General features: G+C 71.8%; 19 protein-coding genes. 15 read left to right on the top strand and 4 right to left on the bottom strand.

Going from position 1 to position 23,287, the window contains the following annotated elements; genetic code table 11:
- Positions 1–349: 349 nt before the first annotated feature.
- The 10 genes from ABIA38_RS27960 to ABIA38_RS28005 all read left to right on the top strand — a co-directional run bounded on the left by ABIA38_RS27960 (position 350) and on the right by ABIA38_RS28005 (position 10,699).
- Positions 350–1,582: a DegT/DnrJ/EryC1/StrS family aminotransferase gene (locus tag ABIA38_RS27960; protein ID WP_424641615.1), complete on the top strand. Its 1,233-nt coding sequence runs from the start codon at positions 350–352 to the stop codon at positions 1,580–1,582.
- A gap of 688 nt (positions 1,583–2,270) precedes the next feature.
- Positions 2,271–3,332 (top strand): hypothetical protein, encoded by a 1,062-nt coding sequence (locus ABIA38_RS27965; RefSeq protein ID WP_424641616.1) that lies wholly within the window; start codon positions 2,271–2,273, stop codon positions 3,330–3,332.
- On the top strand, positions 3,329–4,162 hold the full coding sequence (locus ABIA38_RS27970) for a glycosyltransferase family A protein (protein ID WP_424641617.1): 834 nt from the start codon (positions 3,329–3,331) through the stop codon (positions 4,160–4,162). The genes ABIA38_RS27965 and ABIA38_RS27970 overlap by 4 nt, the downstream gene beginning before the upstream one ends.
- A 9-nt stretch (positions 4,163–4,171) precedes the next feature.
- A complete protein-coding gene (locus ABIA38_RS27975) occupies positions 4,172–5,161 on the top strand; it encodes a radical SAM protein (protein WP_424641618.1) in 990 nt (329 codons plus the stop codon).
- Positions 5,161–6,117, top strand: a complete 957-nt coding sequence (locus ABIA38_RS27980; RefSeq protein WP_424641619.1) for an NAD-dependent epimerase/dehydratase family protein — start codon at positions 5,161–5,163, stop codon at positions 6,115–6,117. The genes ABIA38_RS27975 and ABIA38_RS27980 overlap by 1 nt, the downstream gene beginning before the upstream one ends.
- Positions 6,114–7,313 carry a DegT/DnrJ/EryC1/StrS family aminotransferase gene (locus ABIA38_RS27985; protein WP_424641620.1) on the top strand — a complete coding sequence of 400 codons (1,200 nt, stop codon included), beginning with the start codon at positions 6,114–6,116 and terminating at the stop codon, positions 7,311–7,313. The genes ABIA38_RS27980 and ABIA38_RS27985 overlap by 4 nt, the downstream gene beginning before the upstream one ends.
- A gap of 5 nt (positions 7,314–7,318) precedes the next feature.
- Positions 7,319–8,113, top strand: coding sequence for a phytanoyl-CoA dioxygenase family protein (locus ABIA38_RS27990; RefSeq protein WP_424641621.1), 795 nt, complete (start codon positions 7,319–7,321; stop codon positions 8,111–8,113).
- Between the two features lie 74 nt (positions 8,114–8,187).
- Positions 8,188–8,787 (top strand): SIS domain-containing protein, encoded by a 600-nt coding sequence (locus ABIA38_RS27995; protein WP_424641622.1) that lies wholly within the window; start codon positions 8,188–8,190, stop codon positions 8,785–8,787.
- A gap of 13 nt (positions 8,788–8,800) precedes the next feature.
- Positions 8,801–9,817, top strand: coding sequence for a zinc-dependent alcohol dehydrogenase (locus ABIA38_RS28000; RefSeq protein ID WP_424641623.1), 1,017 nt, complete (start codon positions 8,801–8,803; stop codon positions 9,815–9,817).
- A gap of 21 nt (positions 9,818–9,838) precedes the next feature.
- Positions 9,839–10,699, top strand: a complete 861-nt coding sequence (locus tag ABIA38_RS28005) for a galactose-1-phosphate uridylyltransferase (RefSeq protein WP_424641624.1) — start codon at positions 9,839–9,841, stop codon at positions 10,697–10,699.
- Positions 10,700–10,767: 68 nt separating this feature from the next.
- Here ABIA38_RS28005 and ABIA38_RS28010 read toward each other — a convergent pair whose 3' ends face one another.
- On the bottom strand, positions 10,768–11,907 hold the full coding sequence (locus ABIA38_RS28010) for a glycosyltransferase family 4 protein (protein WP_424641625.1): 1,140 nt from the start codon (positions 11,905–11,907) through the stop codon (positions 10,768–10,770).
- A gap of 151 nt (positions 11,908–12,058) precedes the next feature.
- On the opposite strand from ABIA38_RS28010, the gene ABIA38_RS28015 reads away from it, so the two are divergent.
- Both ABIA38_RS28015 and galE read left to right on the top strand, forming a co-directional pair.
- The gene (locus ABIA38_RS28015; protein ID WP_424641626.1) at positions 12,059–12,691 is read left to right on the top strand and encodes a D-glycero-alpha-D-manno-heptose-1,7-bisphosphate 7-phosphatase; all 633 of its coding nucleotides are present in this window, start codon (positions 12,059–12,061) and stop codon (positions 12,689–12,691) included.
- The gene (gene galE / locus ABIA38_RS28020; protein WP_424641627.1) at positions 12,688–13,650 is read left to right on the top strand and encodes a UDP-glucose 4-epimerase GalE; all 963 of its coding nucleotides are present in this window, start codon (positions 12,688–12,690) and stop codon (positions 13,648–13,650) included. The genes ABIA38_RS28015 and galE overlap by 4 nt, the downstream gene beginning before the upstream one ends.
- Positions 13,651–13,682: 32 nt before the next feature.
- Here galE and ABIA38_RS28025 read toward each other — a convergent pair whose 3' ends face one another.
- The gene (locus tag ABIA38_RS28025) at positions 13,683–14,660 is read right to left on the bottom strand and encodes a phosphotransferase family protein (RefSeq protein WP_424641628.1); all 978 of its coding nucleotides are present in this window, start codon (positions 14,658–14,660) and stop codon (positions 13,683–13,685) included.
- A gap of 161 nt (positions 14,661–14,821) precedes the next feature.
- Between ABIA38_RS28025 and ABIA38_RS28030 the strand changes: the two genes are divergently transcribed.
- Positions 14,822–16,645 (top strand): ABC transporter ATP-binding protein, encoded by a 1,824-nt coding sequence (locus ABIA38_RS28030; RefSeq protein WP_424641629.1) that lies wholly within the window; start codon positions 14,822–14,824, stop codon positions 16,643–16,645.
- On the top strand, positions 16,642–18,501 hold the full coding sequence (locus ABIA38_RS28035; protein ID WP_424641630.1) for an ABC transporter ATP-binding protein: 1,860 nt from the start codon (positions 16,642–16,644) through the stop codon (positions 18,499–18,501). The genes ABIA38_RS28030 and ABIA38_RS28035 overlap by 4 nt, the downstream gene beginning before the upstream one ends.
- Positions 18,502–18,899: 398 nt before the next feature.
- On the opposite strand, the gene ABIA38_RS28040 is transcribed toward ABIA38_RS28035, so the two are convergent.
- Positions 18,900–20,597, bottom strand: coding sequence for a hypothetical protein (locus ABIA38_RS28040; RefSeq protein ID WP_424641631.1), 1,698 nt, complete (start codon positions 20,595–20,597; stop codon positions 18,900–18,902).
- 731 nt (positions 20,598–21,328) lie between these two features.
- On the opposite strand from ABIA38_RS28040, the gene ABIA38_RS28045 reads away from it, so the two are divergent.
- A complete protein-coding gene (locus ABIA38_RS28045; RefSeq protein ID WP_424641632.1) occupies positions 21,329–21,748 on the top strand; it encodes a hypothetical protein in 420 nt (139 codons plus the stop codon).
- A gap of 142 nt (positions 21,749–21,890) precedes the next feature.
- Here the strand turns inward: ABIA38_RS28045 and ABIA38_RS28050 are convergent, their stop codons facing one another.
- Entirely contained in the window at positions 21,891–23,063 is a 1,173-nt protein-coding gene (locus ABIA38_RS28050) for a serine hydrolase domain-containing protein (protein ID WP_424641633.1), read from the bottom strand.
- Between the last annotated feature and the right edge of the window lie 224 nt (positions 23,064–23,287).

The following is a 23,287-nucleotide window of genomic DNA, read 5'->3' on the forward strand; positions in this document are numbered from 1 at the left end:
GATGGCGCAAGTCCCCGCCAGGTGTCCGCCGTTCGTCCGCCGTTTGTCCGCCGCGAGCCTTCCCGAGCCCGGCGCGCACCACCGTGCGCCCGCTTCGCGCCCGGTCGCCGAGCGAATCGGGCGTCCGCCATGGTTGACAGGTCCATCCACCTCAGGCTTACGCTCAACGCATCGGTCATCCACTAAAGCGGATGATGCACGGCACTTCATGACGCTTCCGCGAGCGCATGTCGTCGCACGCCGGACCTTCGGCGCGACGGCCTGCGGAATTCGTGAACCGGAGGTAGATCAGGTTGCACGCCACAGCGCCCACACTTGCTCGACGTCGGCGGCTCGTCCGAGGGACGCCATGACGACCGCCCCCGCCTGGCCGCGATGGCCGGCGCATACCGAGCAGACGAAGCAGTACCTGCTCTCCGCCCTCACCTCGGGTCGCTGGACGGTCAGCGGCGCGTACACGGGAGTGGATTCCTTCGAGCAGTCGTTCGCGGACGAGTTCGCCCGCTATATCGGCACCCGGCACGCCGTACCGACCTGCAACGGCTCGGCCGCGCTCACCATCGTGTTGGAGGCCCTCGGGGTCGGAGCCGGGGACGAGGTCCTGGTCCCCGGCCTGACCTGGGTCGCGTGTGCCTCCGCCGTGTTGCGCGTCGGAGCGGTGCCCGTGCTCGTCGACGTCGAGCCGGACACCCTGTGCATGTCGGTGCCCGCGGCGGAGGCCGCGATCACCCCGCGCACCAGGGCGATCATGGCGGTCCACCTCTACGGCTCCGCCGTCGACCTGGACGCGATGACCGCGTTGACCGCCCGCCACGACGTCGCCCTGATCGAGGACTGTTCGCACGTGCACGGCGCGATGTGGCGCGACCGCCGCCTCGGATCGCTGGGCCGGGCCGGGGCGTTCAGCCTGCAACAGACCAAGCTGCTCACCTCCGGCGAGGGCGGCGTGGCGGTCACCTCCGACCCGGAGGTCTACCACAGCCTCTACCGCAAACGCGCCGACGGTCGGCGCCGGCGCGCGGCGGTACCCCGGGGCGAATTGGAGTTGGAGGAACTGGCCGGCGTCCAGGGCTACAACTACTGCATGAGCGAGTTCAACGCCGCGGTCGCGTTGGACGGGCTCTCCCGCCTCGACGAGCAAAACGCCCGGCGACGGGTGTCGATGCGGCGGTTGGAGCACCTGCTGGCGGGCTTCGAGGGGGTGTCGCCGCTGACCAGGCCCGAGGCCCTCACCGTCGACGCCGCCTATCAGGTGTGTCTGCGGCTTGACCCGGCGGTGTTCGGCCCCGGCGCGAAGGACACGGTCGCCGCCGTGCTGACCCGGGAACTGGGCATCCACGTCGAGCCGATCGACTCGGCGCTCAACGGGAACGTCCTCTACCAACCGCTGTGCTCCGCCTGGGCCAAGGGCTCGGCCGACCGCGCCGAGGTACGGGCGCTGGACCCGACCCGGTTCCACCTGCCCGTCGCCGAACACGCGGGCGCGAACGGCGTCGTCCTGTCGCATCGGATGTTCCTCGCCCCACCGGAGCACATGGAACTCGTGGTCACCGCGCTGGAGAAGGCCAGGGCCGGGCGATGAGCACGAGCACCACCGCGAACGGGACCGCCCGGTACACCGTGACCTCCACCGCCCGCGACACCCCGACCCGGGGGGACGCGACCGCCGTCCTGCGCACGCTGCCCGCGGCGAGCGTACGCCTGGTGATCACCTCGCCCTGGTTCGCCGGTCCCCACCGCCCCGATTCCGCCGATCCCACGATGCCCGCCTACGGCGACCGGCTCGCCGGTTTCACGGCCGAGTTCCCGCGTGCCGACCCCGGACGGCAGCGTGGTCCCGGAGGCGGGCCGCACATGGGCTGCAGACAAGCCGGTCCGCACCGTGCAGCACTACGCCGCGCTCAGCCGACTCCTGGCCGGCGGCCGGTGGCACCTGCTCCAGGAGTTCCACTGGTACAACCCGGAACTCCTGGGCGACGGGGTGAACCCGGGGGCTCGGCACACCCGGCTCGACGACTGCGTCGATCCCTTCACCGGAATCGGCTCGACCACCATCGCCGCCGAGTCGGCCGGGCGCCGATGGTCGTGCAACGACGTCTCGGCCGAGGCGATCGGCATCGCCGAACAGCGCATCGAACCTGCGAGACGATCAAGAACGCGCCGGCCATCGACCCCGGCCGGATCCCCCGCCTGCGCGAACTCCTGCGCCCACGCGCCGACTACACCCCGGCCGACGTCGGCCGGCAGTGCCCGAAAGGGCACGAAGGCCCATGACCGACATCCGATACCCGGCACCGGTCGCGCTGCGCCCGGCCCCCGAGGCCCCGCCCCGAACCAGGCCCGAACTGGTCACCGCCCGCTCCCCCCTGCGCGTCTCGCTCGCGGGCGGCGGCACGGACATCCCCAGCTACGCGCTGCGCTACGGCGGCCTGGTGATCGGCTGCGCCATCGACCGGTTCGTGGCCGTCACCGTCTATCCCCGCGAGTTCCGCGGCCGACTGCGCGCGGCCACCGAGACCTACGACGTGTGCGAGCGCGCCCACGATCACCCCGACGAGATGACCCGGGCCTGCCTGTTGCGCGCCGGACTGCACACCGACACCCAGATCGCCTCCTTCGGCGACGTCCCCGCCGGCAGCGGTCTCGGCGGCTCCGGGGCGTTCACCGTCTCGCTGCTGCACGCCGCGGCGGCCTGCGACACGCGGTCCGCCCGGGCGCTGGCCACCGCGGCGAGCGAGGTGGAGATCACCGACCTGGGCCGCGCCGTCGGCCGACAGGACCACTACATGGCCGCCTACGGCGGGCTGCGCGTGCTGCGCTTCCACCCGTCGGGACACGTCGAGCCGGACCGGCTCGTGCTGACCCCGCAGACCCGGGCCGCACTGGAGGAACGGCTGATGCTCTTCCACACCGGGATCACCCGGGACGCGGGCGACATCCTCGCCGAACAGAACCGACGCACGCTCGCGGGCCACCACGGCGCGCTGCGCCGCCTGCACCGCATCCGCCGGATCGCGGACGAGATGACCGAGGCCCTGGAGCAGGGGGAGGTCGACGGCGTCGGTGCCCTCGTCGACGAACACTGGACGCTGAAGTCGCAACTCGGCTCCCGGGTCAGCAGTCCACGCCTACAGGCCCTGCACGATCGGGCCGTCGAGGCGGGAGCCGACGGCGGAAAGTTGCTCGGCTCCGGCGGCGGCGGATTCCTGCTGCTCGTCTGTGCCCCGGGACGGCAGGCCGACGTGCGCGCGAGCCTGGCCGAGGTCGGACTGCGCGAAATGCCGTTCCGGTTCACCGACAGCGGTTCCGAAGTCGTCAGGTTGCCGCTGTGAACGGCCGCTCGCCCGACGCGAGTCGACGCCGGCCGGAACCCGTGGTCACCGTCGTGACGCTCACCCGGACCCGACCCACCCTCCTCGCCCGGGCCCTGCGCAGCGTCCGGGAACAGCAGGTGGAGCACGAGTTCGAGCATCTTGTGGTCGTCGACGACTGTCACGACACCTATCGGTCCCTGCGCGAGGGGCCCCCGCCGGCGGACAACACCCGTTGGCTGGTCGCCGGCCGCGGCCCGAACGACGTCTCCGGGCCCGGCCGTTCCTCCCGTCTGCGCAACATGGCCGTGCGGATCAGCGAGGCCCCGTGGATCGCCTTCCTCGACGACGACAACGAATGGGAGCCCGACCACCTCGCCACCCTCCTCGCCTGCGCCGCCCGCACCGGACACCGCGCGATCCACTCGCATCTGCGGATGCTCAACGCGGACGGCAGCCCCTACCTGGGCCGGCGCGAGCCGTGGCCCGAGGACGACGCGGACGGTCGCGCCGAGTACGAACGCATGCGGGTCAAGGGCGTGGTCAGCCCGGGCAGTTGCGTGCGCCGCGACCGGCTCGATCCGCTCGACACCCCGGACCCGGTGATCTCGGTGGACACCGGCGAATGGCTGCTCGCCCGCGCCCTGCTGCTGAGTGTCCCCTTCCGCGACCGCTTCGACGCGCGGGACGAGGCCGAGCGCATCGGCGAGGACGACAAGCTCGCCATCGACCTGCGCAACCGAGGCGAACCCGTCTCCTGCACCGAGCGGCCCACCCTGCGCTACTACCTCGGCGGCTACTCCAACAACTTCGCCAAGCCCTTCGATTCCACCTTCTCCTGGCGAGATTGAGGCAGCACGATGACGTATCGCATGGCCGACGGAAAGGTCGTCACCCCCGAAGGGTGCGAACTCAACGTCGCCCACCACTGCAATCTCGGCTGTGCCTCGTGCAGCCACCTCTCCCCCGTCTTTCGCCGCTCGTTCCTCGAACCCGACACCGCGGCCCACGACCTCACCCTGCTGGCCCGATCCTTTCGCGCGCAGTTCGTCAAGGTGCTCGGCGGCGAGCCGCTGCTGCACCCCGAACTGGTGACGATCCTGCGGCACACCCGGGAGTCGGGCCTCGCGCCGCGCATCGTCGTGTGCACCAACGGCCTGCTCCTGCCCCGCATGCGCGACGACTTCTGGGCGGCCGTGGACGAGGTGGAGATCTCCGTCTACCCCGACCGCGAACCGTCCGAGGAGCAGATGCGCGAGATCCGGGCGTACGCCACCACCCACGGGGTCACGCTCACCGTCTCCCACTACTCGCACTTTCGCTACTCCTACTCCGAACACGGTACGCAGGACCGGGAGTTGATCCGGCGGATCTACTCGACGTGCCAGATCGCGCATGTCTGGCGCTGCCACACGGTCTTCGAGGGCCACTTCTTCAAATGCCCACAATCGGTCTTCGTCCCCCAGGTGGTCGGCGACCTGGACCAGATCTGGGCGGACGGACTGCGGATCACCGACGAGCCCGACTTCGCCGACCGACTGCTGGCCTACCTCCAGGGCTCCGAGCCGCTGCGGGCCTGCGCCAACTGCATGGGCAGCGTCGGCAAGCGTATGCCGCACCGCCAGCGCACCCGCCGTAACTTCCGCGAGCTCCAGGAACACCGCACCGAAGACCTCACCGACCACCGCTTCCTCACCCTGCTCGAGGAACGACCGGACAGCGACGACGGTTGCGCGGTCGACAGCCCCGACGCGTGGCGCGAACGGTTGAGCGCGGCCGAGCACGACACCTTCGTGCCGGCTTCCCCGACGTCCGGGCTGCCTTCCCCAACGTCCGAAAAGAGGACCTGATGCGCTGCCTGGTCACCGGTGGCTCCGGCTTCATCGGTCGGCACGTCGCCCGCCGATTCCACGACGACGGACACGAGGTGCACGTCCTCGACACCCGGTGGACACCCGACGACCCGTTCCCCGGATCCGCGATCGACGTCACCGCGAGGGACGAACTGACCGCCCTCTTCGCGTCCTGGCGGCCCGACCACGTCATGCACCTGGCCGGTGTCGCGGACGCCCGGGCCGTGCTCGCCGACCCCGTGGGCGCCATGGACGCCAATGTGACCGGCACCGCGGCGGTACTCGCCGCGGCCGCCGCGCACGACGTCTCCCGGGTGGTGATCGCGGGCAGCTGCTGGGTCTACAACGCCATGCGCGTCGAGGCGATCGACGAGGACGAGCCGTTCCTGCCCACCGGCGCGGGCCACTTCTACACCACGACGATGATCGCCAAGGAACTGCTCGCCCGCGACTTCGCCCGCCTGCACGGCCTGTCCTCCACCGTGCTGCGCTACAGCCCGATCTACGGACCGGGCATGTGGCCCGGTCTGGTCGTCTCGGCGTTCCTGCGCGCGGCGGCCGCCGGCGGCCCGCTGACCGTCTTCGGCGACGGCTCCGAACGCCGCGCCTTCCTGCACGTGCACGACCTCGCCGAGGCGTTCCTCCTGGCCGCGGCACCGGCCGCGGGCAACCAGGTCTACAACCTGGAGGGCCCGGAGGTGGTCACCACCCTGGACCTGGCCCGGCGCGTCTCCGCACTGTTCGGGGACGTACCGATCGAGCATCGCGAGGAACCCACCCGCCGCGGCGAACTGGCCTACTCCCAGCGTTTCGTATCCACCGCCAAGGCCCGCCGACAGCTCGGCTGGACGCCGCGGATCGGACTCGACGAGGGACTGCGCATGGAGCTGGAATCGGGCCGCTTCCCGGCGCCGGCCGGCCGCGACCGGGGCGCGGAGGTGAGGAGCCGGTGACGACCGCGCGTGTGGTGCCCGTACGCCCCGACTTCTCCGCCCGCGACATCGACGACATCCTGCGCGCCGTGCGCACCTGCCTGGAGACGGGACAGCTCGCCCAGGGCGCCGAAGTGGCCGCCTTCGAAGCGGAGATGGCCGCCTACACCGGCGCCCGGCACGCGGTGGCGGTGGCCACCGGCACCGCGGCCCTGGTCTGCGGGCTGCGCGCGCTCGCGCCCGAGCCGGGCGGCGAGGTCCTGGTGCCGGCCAACTCCTTCTACTCCTCGGCCGCCGCACCACTGCTCGCCGGATTGCGCACCCGCCTGGTCGACGTCGAGCCCGACACCCTCTCCCCCGGCGTCCGCGAACTGGCGGAGGCGGTCACCGAGGACACCGTGGGCGTCATGGTCGTGCACATGGGCGGCATCGTCACCCCCGCCCTGGAAGCCATCGCGAACTGGTGCGCCGAGCGCGGCCTGTGGCTGTTCGAGGACTGCGCCCACGCGCACGGCAGCCGACTGGGCGGCCGACACGTGGGGACCTTCGGCGCGGCCGGCGCGTTCTCCTTCTTCGCCACCAAGGTCATCACCTCCGGCGAGGGCGGCATGTTCGTCACCGACGACGACGACCTCGCCGCCGCGGTCCGGCTGCACCGCAACCTGGGCAAGCCGGAGGCCTGGCGCAGCTACCACACCACGCTCGGCGAGAACGCGCGCATGAGCGAACTGCACGCCGCCGTCGGCCGCACCCAACTGCGCCGCCTCGACGAATTCCTCGCCGTCCGCCGCCGACTCGCCCAGCGCTACACCACCGGGCTCAAGGCGCTGGCCGGCGTGCGACCGCTGCTCCCGGCGCACCCGTCGGCCAGTTGGTACAAGTACGTCGTGCTGCTCGACCCCGAGCTGGACCGGGCCGCGCTGCGGGCCGCGCTGGCCGAGGCCGGGGTGCAACTGGGCGGCGAGATCTACGAGATGCCCCTGGACACCCAGCCGGTCTTCGCGGACCGGATACCGCCGGGCGAGCACCCCGTCTCCGTCGACGTGTGCGCGCACCACATCTGCCTGCCCCTGCACACCCGGATGAACGAGGACGACGCCGATTTCGTCCTGGCCGCCCTGGCCGGGGCACTGCCCGCGGCGCGGCGCGAGGTCGCGGCCCGCACCGCCCCGACGCACCACCCCGGTCCGTCGCCGACCGGCCACAGCGAAAGGTGACCGCCGTGCCCGCACTCTCCCCGGAAGAGTTGTACCTGTTCGACACCACCGGATTCCTGCTCGTGCGCGATGCCTTCGGTGCGCACGAGGTGGCGTCCTTCCGCGCCGAACTCGACCGGCTCCCGGCCGGCGACTCGGGGTTCTCCAACACCGCGCGCTACACCGACCTGCCCGAGGCCAGCCCGGTCTTTCGTCGACTCGCGCTCGACGATCGCCTGGTGTTCCGGGCCCGCGAGGTCGTCAATCAACCGCTGCGCCTGCTGGAGGGCTACGCCCTGCGGCGCGGCCCGGACAGCGTGTTGTACCTGCACGGCGGCAACGCCGAACTGCTCGACCTCGGCGAGGGTTCGGTCGGTCGGGACATGTCGATCACCCACACCTACCACGACGGCAAGCTCTACTGCCCCTACGTCAAGGCGCTGATCTACCTCAGCGACGTGCAGACGCCCGACGATGGGGCGTTCTGCTACATCCAGGGCTCGCACAAGGCCAACTTCCCGCTGTTGCGCCCGCGCGCCGAACGCGGCGTGCGCACGTCGCTGATCGACGACGGATTCCCCACCCTGACCGACGTACTCGTGCGCTCCGGCGACCTGCTGCTGCTGAACGAGGCGCTGATGCACGGAACCCGCCGCAAGCGCAGCCCGGGCGACCGGCTCCTGGTGGCCTTCGGGTACGGACCCACGTTTCTCACCGATTGGCGCGAGCTGGACGGCGAGACGAGCGATCTGCGCGGCAGCGGCTACGTCGACCACGACGTGGAGGAGGACTTCGTCCGCGAGGTCGTGTCCGCGGAATAGCACCACCGGCCCGGTACCGACCGGGCCGGCCCTCGACCCCACCGGATTCCTCGACAGATTGCAGGGAAGCAGGAATGACGCACAACTCGTTCGCCGCGCCCGGCTGCCCCGGCCAGAGCCTGTGGGGCGAATACCTCACGGCGGCCGGGGCGTTGCTGGGGGCCGTCGGCGATCAGGTCCAACGATTGATCGACGAACTCGACGACGTCCGCCGGCTCGGCGCGACGGTCTTCCTGGCCGGCAACGGCGGCAGCGCATCGGCCGCCTCCCACCTGGCCCAGGACCTCCTCAAGGGCACCGATTCCGGGCAGCACCCGCCGCTGCGGGCGATCGCCCTGGCCGACAACCTGTCCCTGCTCACGGCCTACGCCAACGACTGCGGCTACGACCGGGTGTTCGCCGAGCCGCTGCGGCTGCTGGGCCGCCCGAACGATCGCCTCCTGGTCATCAGCTGCTCGGGGACCAGCCCCAACGTGGTCGCCGCGGCGCGCCATGCCCGGCAGGCGGGCCTGCGCGTGATCGCGGTGACCGCGGGCACCGGCGGCACCCTGCGCGACCTCGCGGACCTGGAGGTGAACGCCCCGACCAAGGACGTGGGACTGGCCGAGGCGATGCACAGCATGATCTTCCACTTCGTCACCCAAACCCTGCGCGACTCCGTCCCCCTGCGATGAGAGAGGCCCTCGCATGCGAGCAGCAGTACTGAACGGCCCCCGCGACGTGATCGTGCGCGACGTACCGGACCCCGAACTGCCCGACGGGTGGGCCCTGGTCCGGATCGCGTACAACTCGATCTGCGGCAGCGACGTGTCGCTGTACAACAACGCCTGGCACGGGGTGGCGTTCCCGGCCGTGCCGGGCCACGAATGGAGCGGTGTCGTCGTCGAGGACCGCAGTGGGCGCGTGGCCCCGGGCCGGTCGGTGATCGGCGATCTCACGCTCGCCTGTGGGCACTGCCGATGGTGCGGCCTGTCCCAACCGGTGATGTGCCCGGGCCTGCGCGAGTTCGGGTTCACCGATCCGGGTGGTTGCGCCGAGTACATCGCGCTGCCGGCCGCGAACCTGGTGCCTCTCCCGGACCACGTCGATCTGCTGACGGCCACTCAGGCAGAGCCGCTGGCCGTCGCGTTGCACGCACTGCACCGGGTACGCCTGGAGCCGGGCGAGTCGGTGGCGGTGGTCGGCTGCGGCGGGATCGGACTCAATGTGCTCCAGGCGGTCCGGGCGCTCGGGGCGAATGTCGTGCTCGCGGTGGACCCGATCCCCGAGCGGGCGGCGGTGGCCGGGCGGCTCGGCGCCGAGACGACGCTGAGTACGCCCGACGCGGTCGCCGCCTGGATCGACGACGCGGGTCCCGCGGGCCTGCCCGACGTGGTCCTGGACGCCTGCGGGGAGCCGGACGCACTCCGGCTGGCGACCGAACTCGTCACCCCCGGCGGCCGGGTGGGCCTGATCGGCTACCGCGTCGGCAAGCGGGTGGAACTGCTCTCCGCCAACTGGCCGCTGAAGTTGATGGAGACGATCGGTGTGATGGGTCCGGGCCGATATCTGCCCGCCGCGGCCGGCCTGGTCGCGCGCGGGGCGGTGCGTACCGACGAGATCATCACCGACGTGCTCGATCTCGCCGAGGCCGACAAGGCATTCCGACTCGCCGACAAGCCGGGCGCCGACGTGATCCGGGTGGCGATCCGTGCCCAGGGGTGACGGCCGGCAGGGGGGCGCGGCGTGGCCGAGCTGAGGACGGATCCGCTCACGGGCAACACGGTCGTGGTGAACGGTCGCCGGCAGGGCCGCCCGCGCACCCGTACCGACGACTGCCCGTTCTGCCCGGGCGGAATCGAGGCGCCGGACCCCTATCAGGTCCGGCGCTTTCCCAACCGTTGGCCCGCGCTGGACGGTGAGCGGTGCGAGGTGTTGCTGTACTCGCCGGAACACACCGCCTCGTGGGCCACGTTGGGGGCCGACCAGGCGCTGCGCACGATCGAGTTGTTGACCGACTGCACCCGAACCCTCGGCGCGCGGCCCGACGTGGGCTACGTGTTGTTGTTCGAGAACCGGGGGCCGGACGCGGGTGCCACGGTCGACCACCCGCACGGACAGGCGTTCGCGCTGGCGAAGCCGCCGCGCACGGCGGCGGTGCAGCTCGCGCGCAGCGCCGAGTCGGGCTCGTGTCCGCTGTGCGCGGGGCCGCCCGAGGAACTGGTGGTGGCCGAGGACGAGGAGTGGCGGGCGTGGGTGCCGGAGGCTCCGCTGTACCCGTACGCGCTGCGGTTGGCGCCACGCGGGCACGTCCCGGATCTGCCGCGCTGCGATCCGCGGGCACGCCGGGCCCTGGCGCGGCTGCTCGGCGCGGTCTTCGGCCGCGTCGATCGGCTCTTCGGCCGGCCGGCGCCGTACTTCCTGTGGATCCACCAGCGGCCCTTCGACGGCGGCGACTGGCCCTGGGCGCATCTGTACCTGGAGATCAACGTGGTGTGGCGGGCGCCGGGGGTGCCGCGCTACATCGCGGCGGGCGAACTGGGCAGCGGGACGTACTTCACCCCGCTGGAGCCGGAGTCGGCCGCCGAACGACTGAGGAAGGTGTGATGCGCGTGCCGCGTCCGGGTGGACCGGGGCTGCTTCCGGGCGGGGCCCGCCCGGAAGCAGCGGCCGGCTCAGACCGTCATCAGTTCCTTGAACTCCTCGACCAGGATCGCGATCGGGTCGCGCGGGATCTCCCGGCGCACCGCTCGCGCCGCCCGTCGGCCCATCTCCGGCCATTCCGCTCGGCGCTGCCACGCGCGTTCGAGCGCCTCGTCCAGGCATGCCGCCACCGGGCCGGCCGCGACGAACCCGGTCTCGTTGTCGGTGAGCAGTTCGGCGTTGCCCGCGACGTCGCTGACGATGGTGGGCCGGCCGCAGAGCATCGCCTCGATGATCACGGTGGGCAGGCCCTCGGCGCGGGAGCACAGGATCAGCGCGTGATGGGTGCGCCAGACGTCCTCGATGTCCTTGGCGTAGCCGGCGAACTCGACGTTGGTCAGCGCGAGTCGGTCGCTCAGGGCGCGCAGGACGCCCTCGTAGTCGCCGGCGCCGTACAGGGACACCGTCAGCGGCCGGTCGCGCCACTTCTGCTGCGCGAGCACGTCGAAGAGCACGTCGTGGCCCTTGCTGTTGGGGTCGAGCCGGGCCAGGCAGGCGAGCCTGACCGGTTCGTCGTCGAGCGGCCAGGGCGGCGCGGCGGCGTAGTCGACCTTGAAGTGGCAGCGCACCACGCGGGCGTTGCGGATCTCGGCGCCCACCTGCCGTTCGGTCAGGTCCCGGTTGCTCTCGGAGACGAAGAAGGAGGCGAGTCCGGCGTTGTAGGCGAGCGCCAGGCGGGCCGCGACGTCGTCGGGGGACCATTCGTACTCGGAGGCCGAGTTGGCGTACGCCACGTAGGGGAAGCCGCGGCGCGCGCACTCCTCCATCCAGCCCAGGCCCTCGTAGTTGTCGCCCTGCGAGACGACGACGAAGTCCGGTCGCACCGCCTCCAGGGTGCTCGACTGCTTTTCGGACCAGGGCAGTTCGTGCACCGGTCGGGAGTCGTAGGGCGGCAGGTCCCAGCGTCGGTGCAGCACGCAGCCGGCTCGTTCCAGGGCGGCCAGCTCGCCGGGAACCTCGTCCCAGCCCTTGACGCTGGCGTGGATCTCGGCGCCGTGGCCCAGCCAGTGGGCCGCGGCGAGCGCCCAGTTGGTCTCGCTGGGCCCCCACGGCGCCGACTCGTTGGCCGAGACGAAGAGGATTCGCGGTCGTGCTCGATCGGTCGCAACCATGTGCGTCACACCTCCGGAGAAAGCGGAATACGATGCCGCAAACCATTCCGCGCCGCCGGGGTATTGCGCATCCGGCTTTCGGCGGGGAATAACTGGAATCTAACAGCACATTCCGTCGCGAGGAAGTGCCGAGACGAAAAAGAGAAATCTCATGACCGCACCGCGGACCTTTTTCCTGGATCGGGACGGTACTTTGAATATCTCCCCGGCTCCCGGTCGTTATGTACGATCACCCGATGAATTGACATTGCTCCCGGGGGTCGCCGCGGCAATTCGTACGCTCAATCGAACCGGGCGGCGGGTGGTCGTGGTGACCAATCAACGCGGTGTGGCCCGCGGCCTGATGTCGCTCGACGACCTGGCGGCGGTACACGAACGCCTGACCGAGTCGCTGCGGGCACAGGGGGCCTTCCTGGACGCCGTGTACGCATGCACGCATCACGAGTTCGCCTGTCGATGTCGCAAGCCGCAACCGGGGCTGCTGCAGCGCGCGATGGCGGATTTCCCGGACATCGCCCCGGGCGACGCGGTGATGATCGGCGACACCGAGTCGGACGTCGGGGCCGGGCGGGCCGCTGGCACCCGAACCGTGCTGCTGGCCGAGCCCGGTCGTGCCTCGGCGGCCGACCTCGTCGCCGCCGACCTGCGCGCGGCGGTCGACGTGCTGCTGGGCGACGTCTCGCCCGGGGGCACTCCGTCCCGAGGCCTGCCGCCCGGACAAGTTCGATCCGGGGATGTCCTGCCGACGTCGCGCGACGTCCTGCCGAAAGGAGAACGACGATGAGGCTTCTGGTGACCGGAGGTGCCGGGTACATCGGCAGCGTGGTGGCGCATCGCCTGCTGGCGGAGGGCCACCGGGTCGTGGTGCTCGACGACCTGTCCAGCGGCTTCGCCGACAGCGTGCCCGAGGGGGCCGAGTTCGTGCGCGGCACGATGTCCGAGGCCGCGCGCGTCCTGGGCGGACCGAGGCGGTTCGACGGGGTGGTGCATCTCGCGGCGCGCTCGCTGATCGACGACTCGGTCCGCCGTCCCGAGCGGTATTGGCACGGCAACACGGTGGAGACGCTGACCCTGCTGGCCGCGATGTTGCGGGCCGGGGTCGAGCGGCTGGTCTTCTCCTCCACCGCCGCGACCTACGGCCAACCGGACCGGGTGCCGATCGACGAGGACGCCCCGACCGTCCCCACCAATCCGTACGGTCATTCGAAGCTCGCCGTCGACATGGCGCTCGGGGCCTACGCGCGGGCCCACCGCCTGGGCGCGGTCAGCCTGCGCTACTTCAACGTGGCGGGAGCGGTCGGCCCGTTCGGCGAACGCCACGAGCCGGAGACGCACATCATCCCGATCGCCCTGGACGCGGCACTCGGCCGGCGCCCGGAGTTCACCGTGTTCGGCGGCGACTATCCGACCCACGACGGCACGTGTGTGCGCGACTTCATCCATGTCGCCGACGTGGCCGAAGCACATCTGGCCGCGTTGCGGGACGTGTCCCCCGGCGAGCACCGGATCTACAACCTCGGCAACGGCAGCGGGTTCTCGGTGCTGCAGGTGCTGGGCGCGGTCGAACAGGTGCTCGGCCGTCCCGTCCCGAAGCGGATCGCCGATCGGCGGCCGGGCGATCCCGCGATCCTCGTCGCGGCCGGCGGCCGGATCCACCGCGAACTGGGCTGGAAGCCGGGCCGACCCGGCCTCGAGGAGATGATCGAGGACGCCTGGCACTTCCATCGGGCCCGGCACCGATGAGGGTGCCGGGCCGATCCGGACGGTATGGGGCCTCAGCCCACGCCCCACAACAGTTCGGCCAGTTCGTCGAGATCCTCGACGGCGGTCAGCTCCAGCGGGAGTTCCTCGAACACCTCGAAGTCGTGCAGGAAGGTGAACGCGAGCATCTCCCGGGCGAAGCCCCGGCCCACCTCCCAGTCCGCCCCCTCGAGCGCGGCGGCGAGGAGTTCCCGATCGCCCCGGAACGCGTTGAGGTGCAGTTGCACCAGGCCGTACCGGGGATCACCCGCGTACACGTCGGTGAAGTCGATCAGCCCGCTGACCCGCTTGCCGTCGCCGTCCACGAAGAGGTTGGTGCCGTGCAGGTCGCCGTGCACGAAGCAACGCTCACGCCCGCCGAGCAGTTCGCCGACCTCGGGCAGGAACGCCTCGACGTCGTCGAGCAGGCGCGGCGAGAGGTATCCCCACTCGCGGTGGTCCGCGACGGTGGCCGCGCGACGTTCCTCGAGCAGCGCGTCGAACACCTCGGAGTCGGGCCGCAACACCGAGGACCCGGTCAGCGGCACGGACCGCAACCGACGCAGCAGGCGCCCGATGTCGCGCGCCGGCGCCAGGCGCTCCGCGGGATCCGCGGCGTCCATGGTCTGCCGCCACGTGATGCCCTCGACCGCCTCGATCACCAGGAAGGGCCAGGACCACCCGGCACCCCCCGGCCGCAGCTCGCCCTGGGCCAGGAGTCGCGGGATCGGCAGCCCGGTGCCCTGGAGCACCCGGTACGTCTCCAGCTCCGACGCGTAGCTCTCCGGGCCGCACCAGTGTTCTCCGTACAGCTTCACCGCCAGGCCGGTGTCGGCGATCAACACCGGGTTCGTGCTCTCCCCGGGAACGCGCAGGGTCGTGGGCGCGGGAAAGCCGAGGTCGGCGAGCGCGCCCCGAACCCACGGCTCCCAGAAGTCCGCATCGTTGCGTAGTTCGGCATAGGTCTGATCGGAATTGATTCGAGCCAGCTCACCGGAATAACGATTGGACACGACATGCCTCGATTCGATATGACTCCCGTGGGAATTCAATTCAGGCTAGCACGAGGCCCCTTCGTCCCCGCAAAGATGTTTACCGGACCAGTTCCCCGGCTTCCCCCCGGACCGGTTGTCGAAATTATTTCCGGTCGACCGCTCGTCACCAGGAGCGCCCCTTGAGCGTCGAGAATTCCGGGCCCCCGAGGTCCGGTTCGTCACTTGCCACCCTCCGCCGGCTCGGACCCTATCTACGCCCGGTCCGCCGGCCCGTCGCCGGCGCGACCGGCGCGACCCTCGCGGCCCTGTTGTGCGGACTCGCCATTCCCCTGGTCGTCCAGCGGGTCATCGACGGACCGCTCCACGACGGCCGCATGGGCGCGACCATGTGGATGATCGTGCTGATCGCGGCGCTCGGCACCGCCGAAGCCTGCTTCTTCTACGCCCGCCGCAAGCTCATCGCCCGCCCCACCGCGCACATCGAGTCCACGATGCGCTCCGACTTCCTCACCCACCTGCTGCGCCTGCCCCCGTCCTTCCACAACGCCTGGCCGTCCGGCCAGTTGCTCTCCCGAGCGGTCAACGACCTGGTCACACTGCGCAAGTTCCTCGCCTTCGCGGCGGTCTTCCTGATCGCCAACACGCTGACCCTGGTGGCGGGGATCGCCGTGCTGTTCACGATCTCGCCGCTGCTCGCCCTGGTCGGACTGTGCGCCTCGATCCCCCTGTTGCTGGTCTCGCTCGGCTACGAGACCAAGTACAAGGTCGCCGCCCGAGCGGCCCAGGACCAGGCCGGCCACCTGACCACGACCATCGAGGAAACCATGTTGGGCACCCGGGTGCTCAGGTCCTTCGGTCAGGCCAAGACCCGCACGCACGTGTTCGTCGAGCAGGCCCACCTGCTCCGGCACGCCGAACTGCGCATCGTGCGCTTGATGGCCGCGCTCTCCACCGCCCTGCTGATCCTGCCCGAACTGGGCATCGCCGGGCAGTTCGCGGTCGGCAGCGTGGGCATCGCGCACGGCACCCTCACCATCGGCGACCTGGTGGCCGCGGTCGGCATCAGCACCTATCTGCGCTGGCCCACCGAGTGCATCGGCTGGGCCCTCGCGGAGACCAGCACGGCCGCCGCGGTGTGCGATCGCTACTGGGAGATCCGCGACATCGTCCCGGAGATCACCGACCCCGCACATCCGTGCCCACCGACCCGACCCGCGCGCGGACACCTGCGCTTCGAGAACGTCAGCTTCCGCTTCCCCGGTGCCGCAACTCCCGTGCTGCGCCACATCGACCTCGAAGTACGCCCCGGCGAAACCCTGGCCCTGGTCGGGGCCACCGGCTCCGGCAAGACCACCCTGGCCGGCCTCGTCCCCAGACTGTCCGACGTCACGGGGGGCCGAATCACCGTGGACGGCATCGACGTCCGCGACCTGCGGCTCGCGGATCTGCGCGCGGTGGTCGGCTGCGCGTTCGAGGACGCACTGTTGTCCTCGGTGAGCGTGCGCGAGAACGTGACCCTGGGCTCCCCCGGCGCCGCCGAGGCCGACGTGCTCGCGGCGCTGCGCGTGGCCAGCGCCGAGGAGTTCGTCCTCGCCCTGGAGCCGGACGGCCTCGACACGCGCATCGGCGAGCAGGGCCTGTCGCTCTCCGGCGGCCAACGCCAACGACTCGCCCTCGCCCGGGCGGTGGTCGGTCGACCGGCGTTGCTCGTGTTGGACGACCCCCTGTCGGCCCTCGACCTGCACACGGAGGCGGAGGTGGAGCAGGCGCTGCGCCGCGTGCTCCGGCACTCGACCGCGCTGGTGGTGGCCCACCGTCCGAACACGGCTCGGCTGGCCGACCGCGTGGCGGTACTGGCCGACGGCCGGATCGCGGCGATCGGGACGCATCGCGAACTCCTCGACACATCCGCCGAATATCGCGCGCTGATGGCCACCCCGCCGGTGTCGACGGCGCCGCGGTGGTCCGGGGAGTCGCCGGCCGGAGGGGTGATGAGCGGATGACCGAGGCCGTTGCCGCCCGCCCGGACCCGAACACGTCCGATGCCGCCGCCCAGGACCGCGCCGAGGACGCGATCGACCTCGACCGGGCCACTCACCTCCGCGTGCGGACCCGCTCGCGACGCCTGCTGCGCTCGCTGCTGCGACCGTGGGTGGGGCGGGCGTCCATCGCCCTGTTCGCGCTGATCGTCGAGAACGTCGCGCAGTTGGCCGGCCCGCTGCTGATCGCCCAGGCGATCGACACCGGCGTACCCCGGGCCGTCGCCGGCCAGGCGAACACGCTGACCTGGTACGTCGTCGGCTTCACCGCGTGTGGCCTGCTGTCGGCGGTGGCCCGCTACGCGTTCTTCCGCATCGCCGGAAGCGTCGGCCAGGCCGTGCTGCTCGACCTGCGCACGCGGATCTTCCGACACGCACAGCGACTCCCGGTCGCCTTCCACGAGTCCTACACGTCGGGGCGGGTGATCTCCCGGCTGACCTCCGACGTCGAGGCCGTGCGCGACCTCGTCGAGGCGGGCCTCGACGGCCTGTTGACGTCGCTGCTCGCGGTGGCCGGCATCACCGTCGTGTTGATGTGGCTCGACCTGCCGCTGTCCCTGGTCGTGCTCGGCTCGTTCGTCCCGCTCCTGATGATGACGCGCTGGTTCCGCGAGCGTTCGCAACGGTCCTACCGCCGGGCCAGGAACACGGTCGCGGGCATCATCGCGCAGTTCGGCGAGACCATGAACGGCATCCGGGCGGTCCAGGCGTTCCGGGCGGAGGACCGCAAGAAGAGCACGATGAACGAGCTCAACGAGACCTTCCGCGACGCCCACGCCGACGCCCTGGAGGTGGTGGCCAGGTACACGGCGGGCGTGCGACTCGTCGGCAACATCGCCTTGGCCCTGGTACTCGCGCTGGGCAGTTGGCGCTTCAGCCACGGCACCCTGCAACTGGGCGTGCTCGCCGCGTTCCTGCTCTACCTGCGCAGGTTCTACGACCCCCTGGACGAACTGGCGACGTTCACCAACCTGTACTCGTCCGCGAGCACGGCCCTGGAGAAGATCTCCGGCTTCCTGGAGACCGCGTCGTCGCTGCCGGAACCCACGAATCCGGTGCCGCTCGCGCCCGATCGTCCGGTCCGCGGCCGGCTCGACTTTCGCGCGGTGGAGTTCCGGTACGCCCGGACCGGACCGCCGGTGCTGCCGGGACTGGAACTGACCATCCCCGCCGGGCAGACCGTCGCGGTCGTCGGCGCGACCGGCGCGGGCAAGTCGACGCTGGCCAAGCTCACCGCCAGGTTCTACGACCCCACCCACGGCACAGTCACACTCGACGGCGTCGACCTGCGCGACCTGGCGGACGCGACCCTGCGCCGGGAACTGACCCTGGTCACCCAGGAGAACTTCCTGTTCACCGGCACGGTCGCGGAGAACATCGCGCTGGCCCGGGCCGGCACGAACCGGGAGGAGATCCGAGCCGCCGCGGTCGCGCTGGGCACGGACACGTTCTTCGCCGGACTGCCCGAAGGCTACGACACGCAGATCCGCAAACGCGGCAACCGACTCTCCGCCGGGCAACGCCAAATGGTGGCGCTGACCCGCGCCTTCGTCGCCGATCCGAGCGTGCTGATCCTCGACGAGGCCACCTCGAGCCTGGACATCCCGACGGAACGCGCGGTCCAGGCGGCCCTGGCCACCGTGCTCGCCGACCGAACGGCGGTGATCATCGCCCACCGCCTGTCGACGGTGCTGCTGGCCGACCGCGTCCTGGTGATGGCGGCCGGGCGCATCGTCGAGGACGGCCCACCATCGGACCTGATCGACGCCGACGGCCCGTTCGCCCGGTTGTACCGAAGGTGGATGACGTCACTGCTCTGACGGCGGTACGGCAACTGATGGCGGTACGGCAACAGTAAAGGTCAAGGTGAGGGTGAGGGTTAGGCTGAACCAGGCGACAAGCCGGACCGCGTCCCGGGACGACCGCGCAGCGGACCGGCGGGGCGGCCCCGGCCACTCGGTGCTGATCGTCGTCCTGCTGACGCTCCCCGCGCTGAAGGTGGCGTGGACGATCGGCGAGGGCCTGGTGGCGCCGCTGAGGCAACAACCGCCCGGCTGCCCCGGGCCGGACCCGGCGGGTCGGGCAGAGCGCCGAGTCCACGGCGCAGCGGGACTCGGGCTTCGCCTCCACCTCCACCTCAACCTCCGCCCGGGCCCGGGGCTTCGCCCACCGTCGGGCCACCGGCGCGGTATCGCGCGTCGGAGCGCCTCGGGTTCGTTCACGGAGCCGGAGCCGGATCCACGGCGTGCAACATCGCGCGGTCCGCGTCCCCGGTGAGCAGGATCGCGCGGCCGGCGCTGACGGCCCACGGGATGGCGGTGTGGTCCGGCACGACGACCACACCGCGCACCGTCGACGCGACGGGGTGGCCGTCGCGCGTGCCGTACACCCGGCCGCCGGCGATGGAGCGGGCAACGACGCCCGGGGTGACCAAAGCGCGCCCGTCGGCGAGATCGATGACGACGGGTCCCAAGGCTGCGACCGGACCGCCGTCCGGGTGGACCCAGGCGCTCGACAGGGATCCGGCGGGGGCGTCGGCGCCGGTGAGCACCTGGCCCGAAGCGGAATCGTGCACGGCGAGCGTTTCGCTGCCCTCCTCGGATCCGGACCACACGACGGCGACCGACCCGTGCCCGCCCCCGGCGATGCGCACCATGCGCGCGCCGGGGTGCGGCGGCGCCGGAGTCACCACGCGCGTCGTACCGTCGAAGCCGAGCAGCTCCCAGGGGCCGACGGCGCGCCCCGCGAGGATGTGCGTCGCGTCGGCGGCCATCGCGACGGCTCCGGCAGGAACCCGCACCGGAACGAGGACATCGCCGCGCAGCGCGGCGGCCGATCCGTCGGGCCCGGTCACCAGGGGCAGGGCGCCGGCGTAACTGACGTGGGCGCCGGGCGCGAGCACGACGGTGGTGGGGACGCGCGAGGGTCCGCGAGCGCCGGGTGTGGACCACACCACGAGTCGGCCCTCGGTCTCGGCGACGAGCACCGGGGCGGCCGGGTCGCCGGTCGCATGCAGTGCGAGGTGTCCGGCGGGCAGCGGCTCGCCGGCCCAGTCGACGCGTCCGTCGTCCGGATCGAGGAGGGCGACCCGACGGTCCGGCGTGAGCACGGCCAGGACACCCCCGAGGGCGGCCACACTCGGCCGACCGGCTCCCGGCGGCGCGATCGACCGCGACCAGGCGGACCTCTGCCGCCAGCCGGCCGGAGCGGTGATCGCGGCGGACTCGGCACGCGAGGTCGTGGTCGCTCCGGAGCCGGCCGAGTCGTCGTCCGGCCACGCCACGATCGCGACGAGTGTGATCGCCGCGGCGACCGCGAGGCCGATCACGGTGGGTGCGCCCCCAAGGGGGGACCGGGACGCGCGGCGCGGCGCGCGACGGGGCCGCACGGGCCTGGTCACCGGCGGCTGCTCGGCCGGCGGCCGGGCGACCACGAGCGGGTGCGGCGTCTCGCGCGGGTCGTGTCGATCCGTGTGATGTCCGTCGCCGGCGGGCCCGCGCGGGTCGGGCCCGCCTGTGTCGTACCCGTCGGTCTCCTCGGCCCGCCACCCGCCGAACGTGCCGTCGTAGTCGCCATAGCCGTCGGTCGGTGTCCCGGCGTCCCCGAACGACGAAGCGGGCGCCTCCTCGTCCGGGACCTCTTCACCCGGGTCGGGATGGGGTTCGGCCAGGAACGTGAGCGTCCCGTCCGGGTCGACGAGCAGCGGGTAGCGCGTGCCGTCCGGGTCGACGTCGATCGCGCGCACGGGCCGGTCGAGCAGGGACGCGGTGAAACGGACCTCGTCGATGGCGGCATGCCGGGCTTCCGTCCCCTCGGGCACGTGGACGGGCGTGCCGTCCACGGTCGCGGTGCCGTCCTCGGGGTACTCGATGACGAACAGGGGCGTGGCCGGGACGGCGGAGGCGTGAGTGGTCAACGGTTCTCCCGAGATCTCGGACGGTTCGGGCGGGGGTGTCGACCTCGTACGCCCGTGCGGGTAGGCACGCCGGCGGCGAGAGGTCGGTGGCGCGCCGGCGGCCGGACCGGTACGGCCCCGCGCGCGGAGCACGGCGTCCGCCGCCCCGGTGCCGGATCGCGCGGCCCCGGTGGCGCGGTCCGCGAACGGGATCCTCGGGGCGAGCCGGCGTCCGGCCCGGCGCTGAGGACGATCCTCTCGGCCATTCGGCTCCTCGCTGGCGTCGATCGAACGATTCCCGGCATCCGCACCGTCACCGTGCACGCGCGCCGGTCGGGGGTACCGGTTCAACGAGCGACCCGCGCCCCGGCAACGGATCAGTCGGCAGGTCGCGCCCGTGGCCGCGCGGGCCGGTCCGCCCTGATCGGTTCTCGGCAGCCGGCGTGTACCGGGTCGCGGGTGCCGCGCCCGACGACGTTTGCCCCGGCGCGGTGTTGGGTGCGGTGCCTGGGCGCGTTGCCTGGGTGCGGTGCCTGGGTGCGGTGCCTGGGTGCGGTGCCTGGGTGCGGTGCCTGGGTGCGGTGCCTGGGCGCGTTGCCTGGGCGCGTTGCCTGGGTGCGGTGCCTGGGCGCGTTGCCTGGGTGCGTTGCCTCGGTGCGTTGCCTCGGTGCGGTGCTCCCAGCAGGTGAGTGACTCCGCGAGCGTCCACGCGTTACCCGTACGGGACAAACCTCGTGCTCACGGAGGAACGCGTGCATATCACCCGACTGGCCGCCGCTGCGGCCCTCCTGCTCCTGGCGGCCTGCGACACCGCGCCGTCGACCACCCCTTCGCAGGCCCTGGATCCCGCCCTGACCACGATCAGCGCACCCCTCCCCGACCCCGCGACACTCGCGGGGTCGGCGTCCGACCCGCTCGACCCTCGGCGAGCCGGTTCGCACGCCGACTCCCAATCGGCCGTATCCACCCCGTTGCCCCGCAAGTCCGGTGCCTCGGACCGCGCCGACCATCCCTCCGCGTCCGACACTTCGGGTCGACGGGGTCAATCCGAGCGCGGGTCGGGGCGACCGGATGGCGTCGATGCCCGGGCGGTTTGTGGCTTCGGCATCCGGTTCGGCGGGATGGGGGACGACTCCCCCGAGGCCCGCATCTGCCGTGCCGCCCACGGCTGACCTTCGCCGGCGGAGGTCGCCTCCGCCCGGGGGTGTCACCTCCGCCCGCGGCACAACCTCGGGCACACGATTCCGAGCGTGTTACCGAGCCTGCGCGAACACGCCGGCCGGCTTGGCTTGGGCATGGTGAGGTGAGGTTTGGTTACTTGGGGGCGCAGAAGGTGTGTTCCAGGGTATCCGTGACTGCTTTTCCCTGAGCCGGCGTCGGGCCGTCGTGGGTCGGGTTGAAGGAGACGGATATCGTGCGCTTGGCGTCGGGGGTGCTGTAGACGGCGGCTCGGTAGCCGACGGAGGCGCCGCCCTGGCCCCAGACGTCGCCGCAGGACAGGGTCCAGCGGTCGATGCCCAGGCCGTAGCCGTGTCCCGGTTCGCTGATGTTGGTTTTGCGCATTTCGTTCAACTGGGCCGGGTGCAGGAGTCGTCCGGTGAGCAGGGCCCTGTTGAAGCGGATCAGGTCGGTCGTGGTGGAGATGATTTCGCCGGCGGCACCGGCCAGGGACATGTTCATCTCGGTGACGTCGACGTAGGTGGAGCCGCTGAGCACGTAGCCGTGCGTGTGTGGGCCGGGGATCGTGGCGGCGGTGCCGGGCAGCGAGGTGTCGGTCATGCCGACCGGGCGCAGGATGCGGTGTTCGACCTCGTGCGCGTATGTGTGTCCGGTGAGGCGTTCGATCAGCATTCCGGCGATGAGGTAGTTGGTGCTGGAGTAGTGGAACTCGCCGGGGGCGCCGGGGTATGGGCCGTGTGCCAGGGCCCGGCGGACCAGTTCGGCGGCCGGCCAGGTCTGCCAACGGTCGGTGGTCAGCCAGGTGTGCAGCTCCTTCGGGTCGAGCAGGTCGTGGGCGAATTCCGGGAGTTGGGTGTAGTCGTACAGTCCCGAGGTGTGGTCGAGCAGTTGTCGAACGGTGATCGTGCTGCCGGCGGGGAGCACGCCGGGCAGTCGGCGCTCGACCGGGTCGTCGAGGTCGAGGCGGCGCTCGCCGACCAGTTGCAGCAGTACCGTCGCGGTGATCAGCTTGGTCGCGCTGCCGATCCGGAACCGGCTGTCGGCGCGCACGGGTTCGCCGGTGGTCACGTTCGCCGTGCCGGCCGTGCCGCGCCACGACGTCGAGCCGTCGCGGACCTCGGCCAGGCTCGCGGTGCCGCCGCCGGTGACCAACGCGCGCAGGTCGGCCCGCAGTTCGGCGGTGTCCACGGGGGTGGCGCCGGGCCGGGAGCCGGGGGCGGCGGGGGCCGCGGGGGCCGCCAGGAGCAGGGTCAGGGCACCGGCGGCCAGGCCGCCGGTGACGCGCAACATGCGGGAGTGGGGGCGCACATCCGTTCCTTTCGGAAGCCGGTGAGGGACGGGCCCCACTCTCGGCCCCGGCCCGACGCAGCCACATCCGCCGTACGGCCGGCTCGACCCGGATTCGTCTCGGGGTAGACCCCGAGATCCGGATCGGGGACGACCCGCATCGCCGGCGCGGACGAACAGCTCGCCGGCCGACCGACGGGCGTGGGCCCGGATGTCCGGTCCCGGTTGGTGGCGCGGGCGGCTCC

The organism is Embleya sp. AB8, from assembly GCF_049739465.1.
Taxonomy (GTDB): domain Bacteria; phylum Actinomycetota; class Actinomycetes; order Streptomycetales; family Streptomycetaceae; genus Embleya.

Bases quoted from the DNA above. Each gene is read 5' to 3' on its own strand.
- ABIA38_RS27960 (WP_424641615.1), top strand. From the start codon at position 350: ATGACGACCGCCCCCGCCTGGCCGCGATGGCCGGCGCATACCGAGCAG.
- ABIA38_RS27965 (WP_424641616.1), top strand. From the start codon at position 2,271: ATGACCGACATCCGATACCCGGCACCGGTCGCGCTGCGCCCGGCCCCC.
- ABIA38_RS27975 (WP_424641618.1), top strand. From the start codon at position 4,172: ATGACGTATCGCATGGCCGACGGAAAGGTCGTCACCCCCGAAGGGTGC.
- ABIA38_RS27980 (WP_424641619.1), top strand. From the start codon at position 5,161: ATGCGCTGCCTGGTCACCGGTGGCTCCGGCTTCATCGGTCGGCACGTC.
- ABIA38_RS27995 (WP_424641622.1), top strand. From the start codon at position 8,188: ATGACGCACAACTCGTTCGCCGCGCCCGGCTGCCCCGGCCAGAGCCTG.
- ABIA38_RS28000 (WP_424641623.1), top strand. From the start codon at position 8,801: ATGCGAGCAGCAGTACTGAACGGCCCCCGCGACGTGATCGTGCGCGAC.
- ABIA38_RS28010 (WP_424641625.1), bottom strand. From the start codon at position 11,907: ATGGTTGCGACCGATCGAGCACGACCGCGAATCCTCTTCGTCTCGGCC.
- ABIA38_RS28015 (WP_424641626.1), top strand. From the start codon at position 12,059: ATGACCGCACCGCGGACCTTTTTCCTGGATCGGGACGGTACTTTGAAT.
- galE (WP_424641627.1), top strand. From the start codon at position 12,688: ATGAGGCTTCTGGTGACCGGAGGTGCCGGGTACATCGGCAGCGTGGTG.
- ABIA38_RS28035 (WP_424641630.1), top strand. From the start codon at position 16,642: ATGACCGAGGCCGTTGCCGCCCGCCCGGACCCGAACACGTCCGATGCC.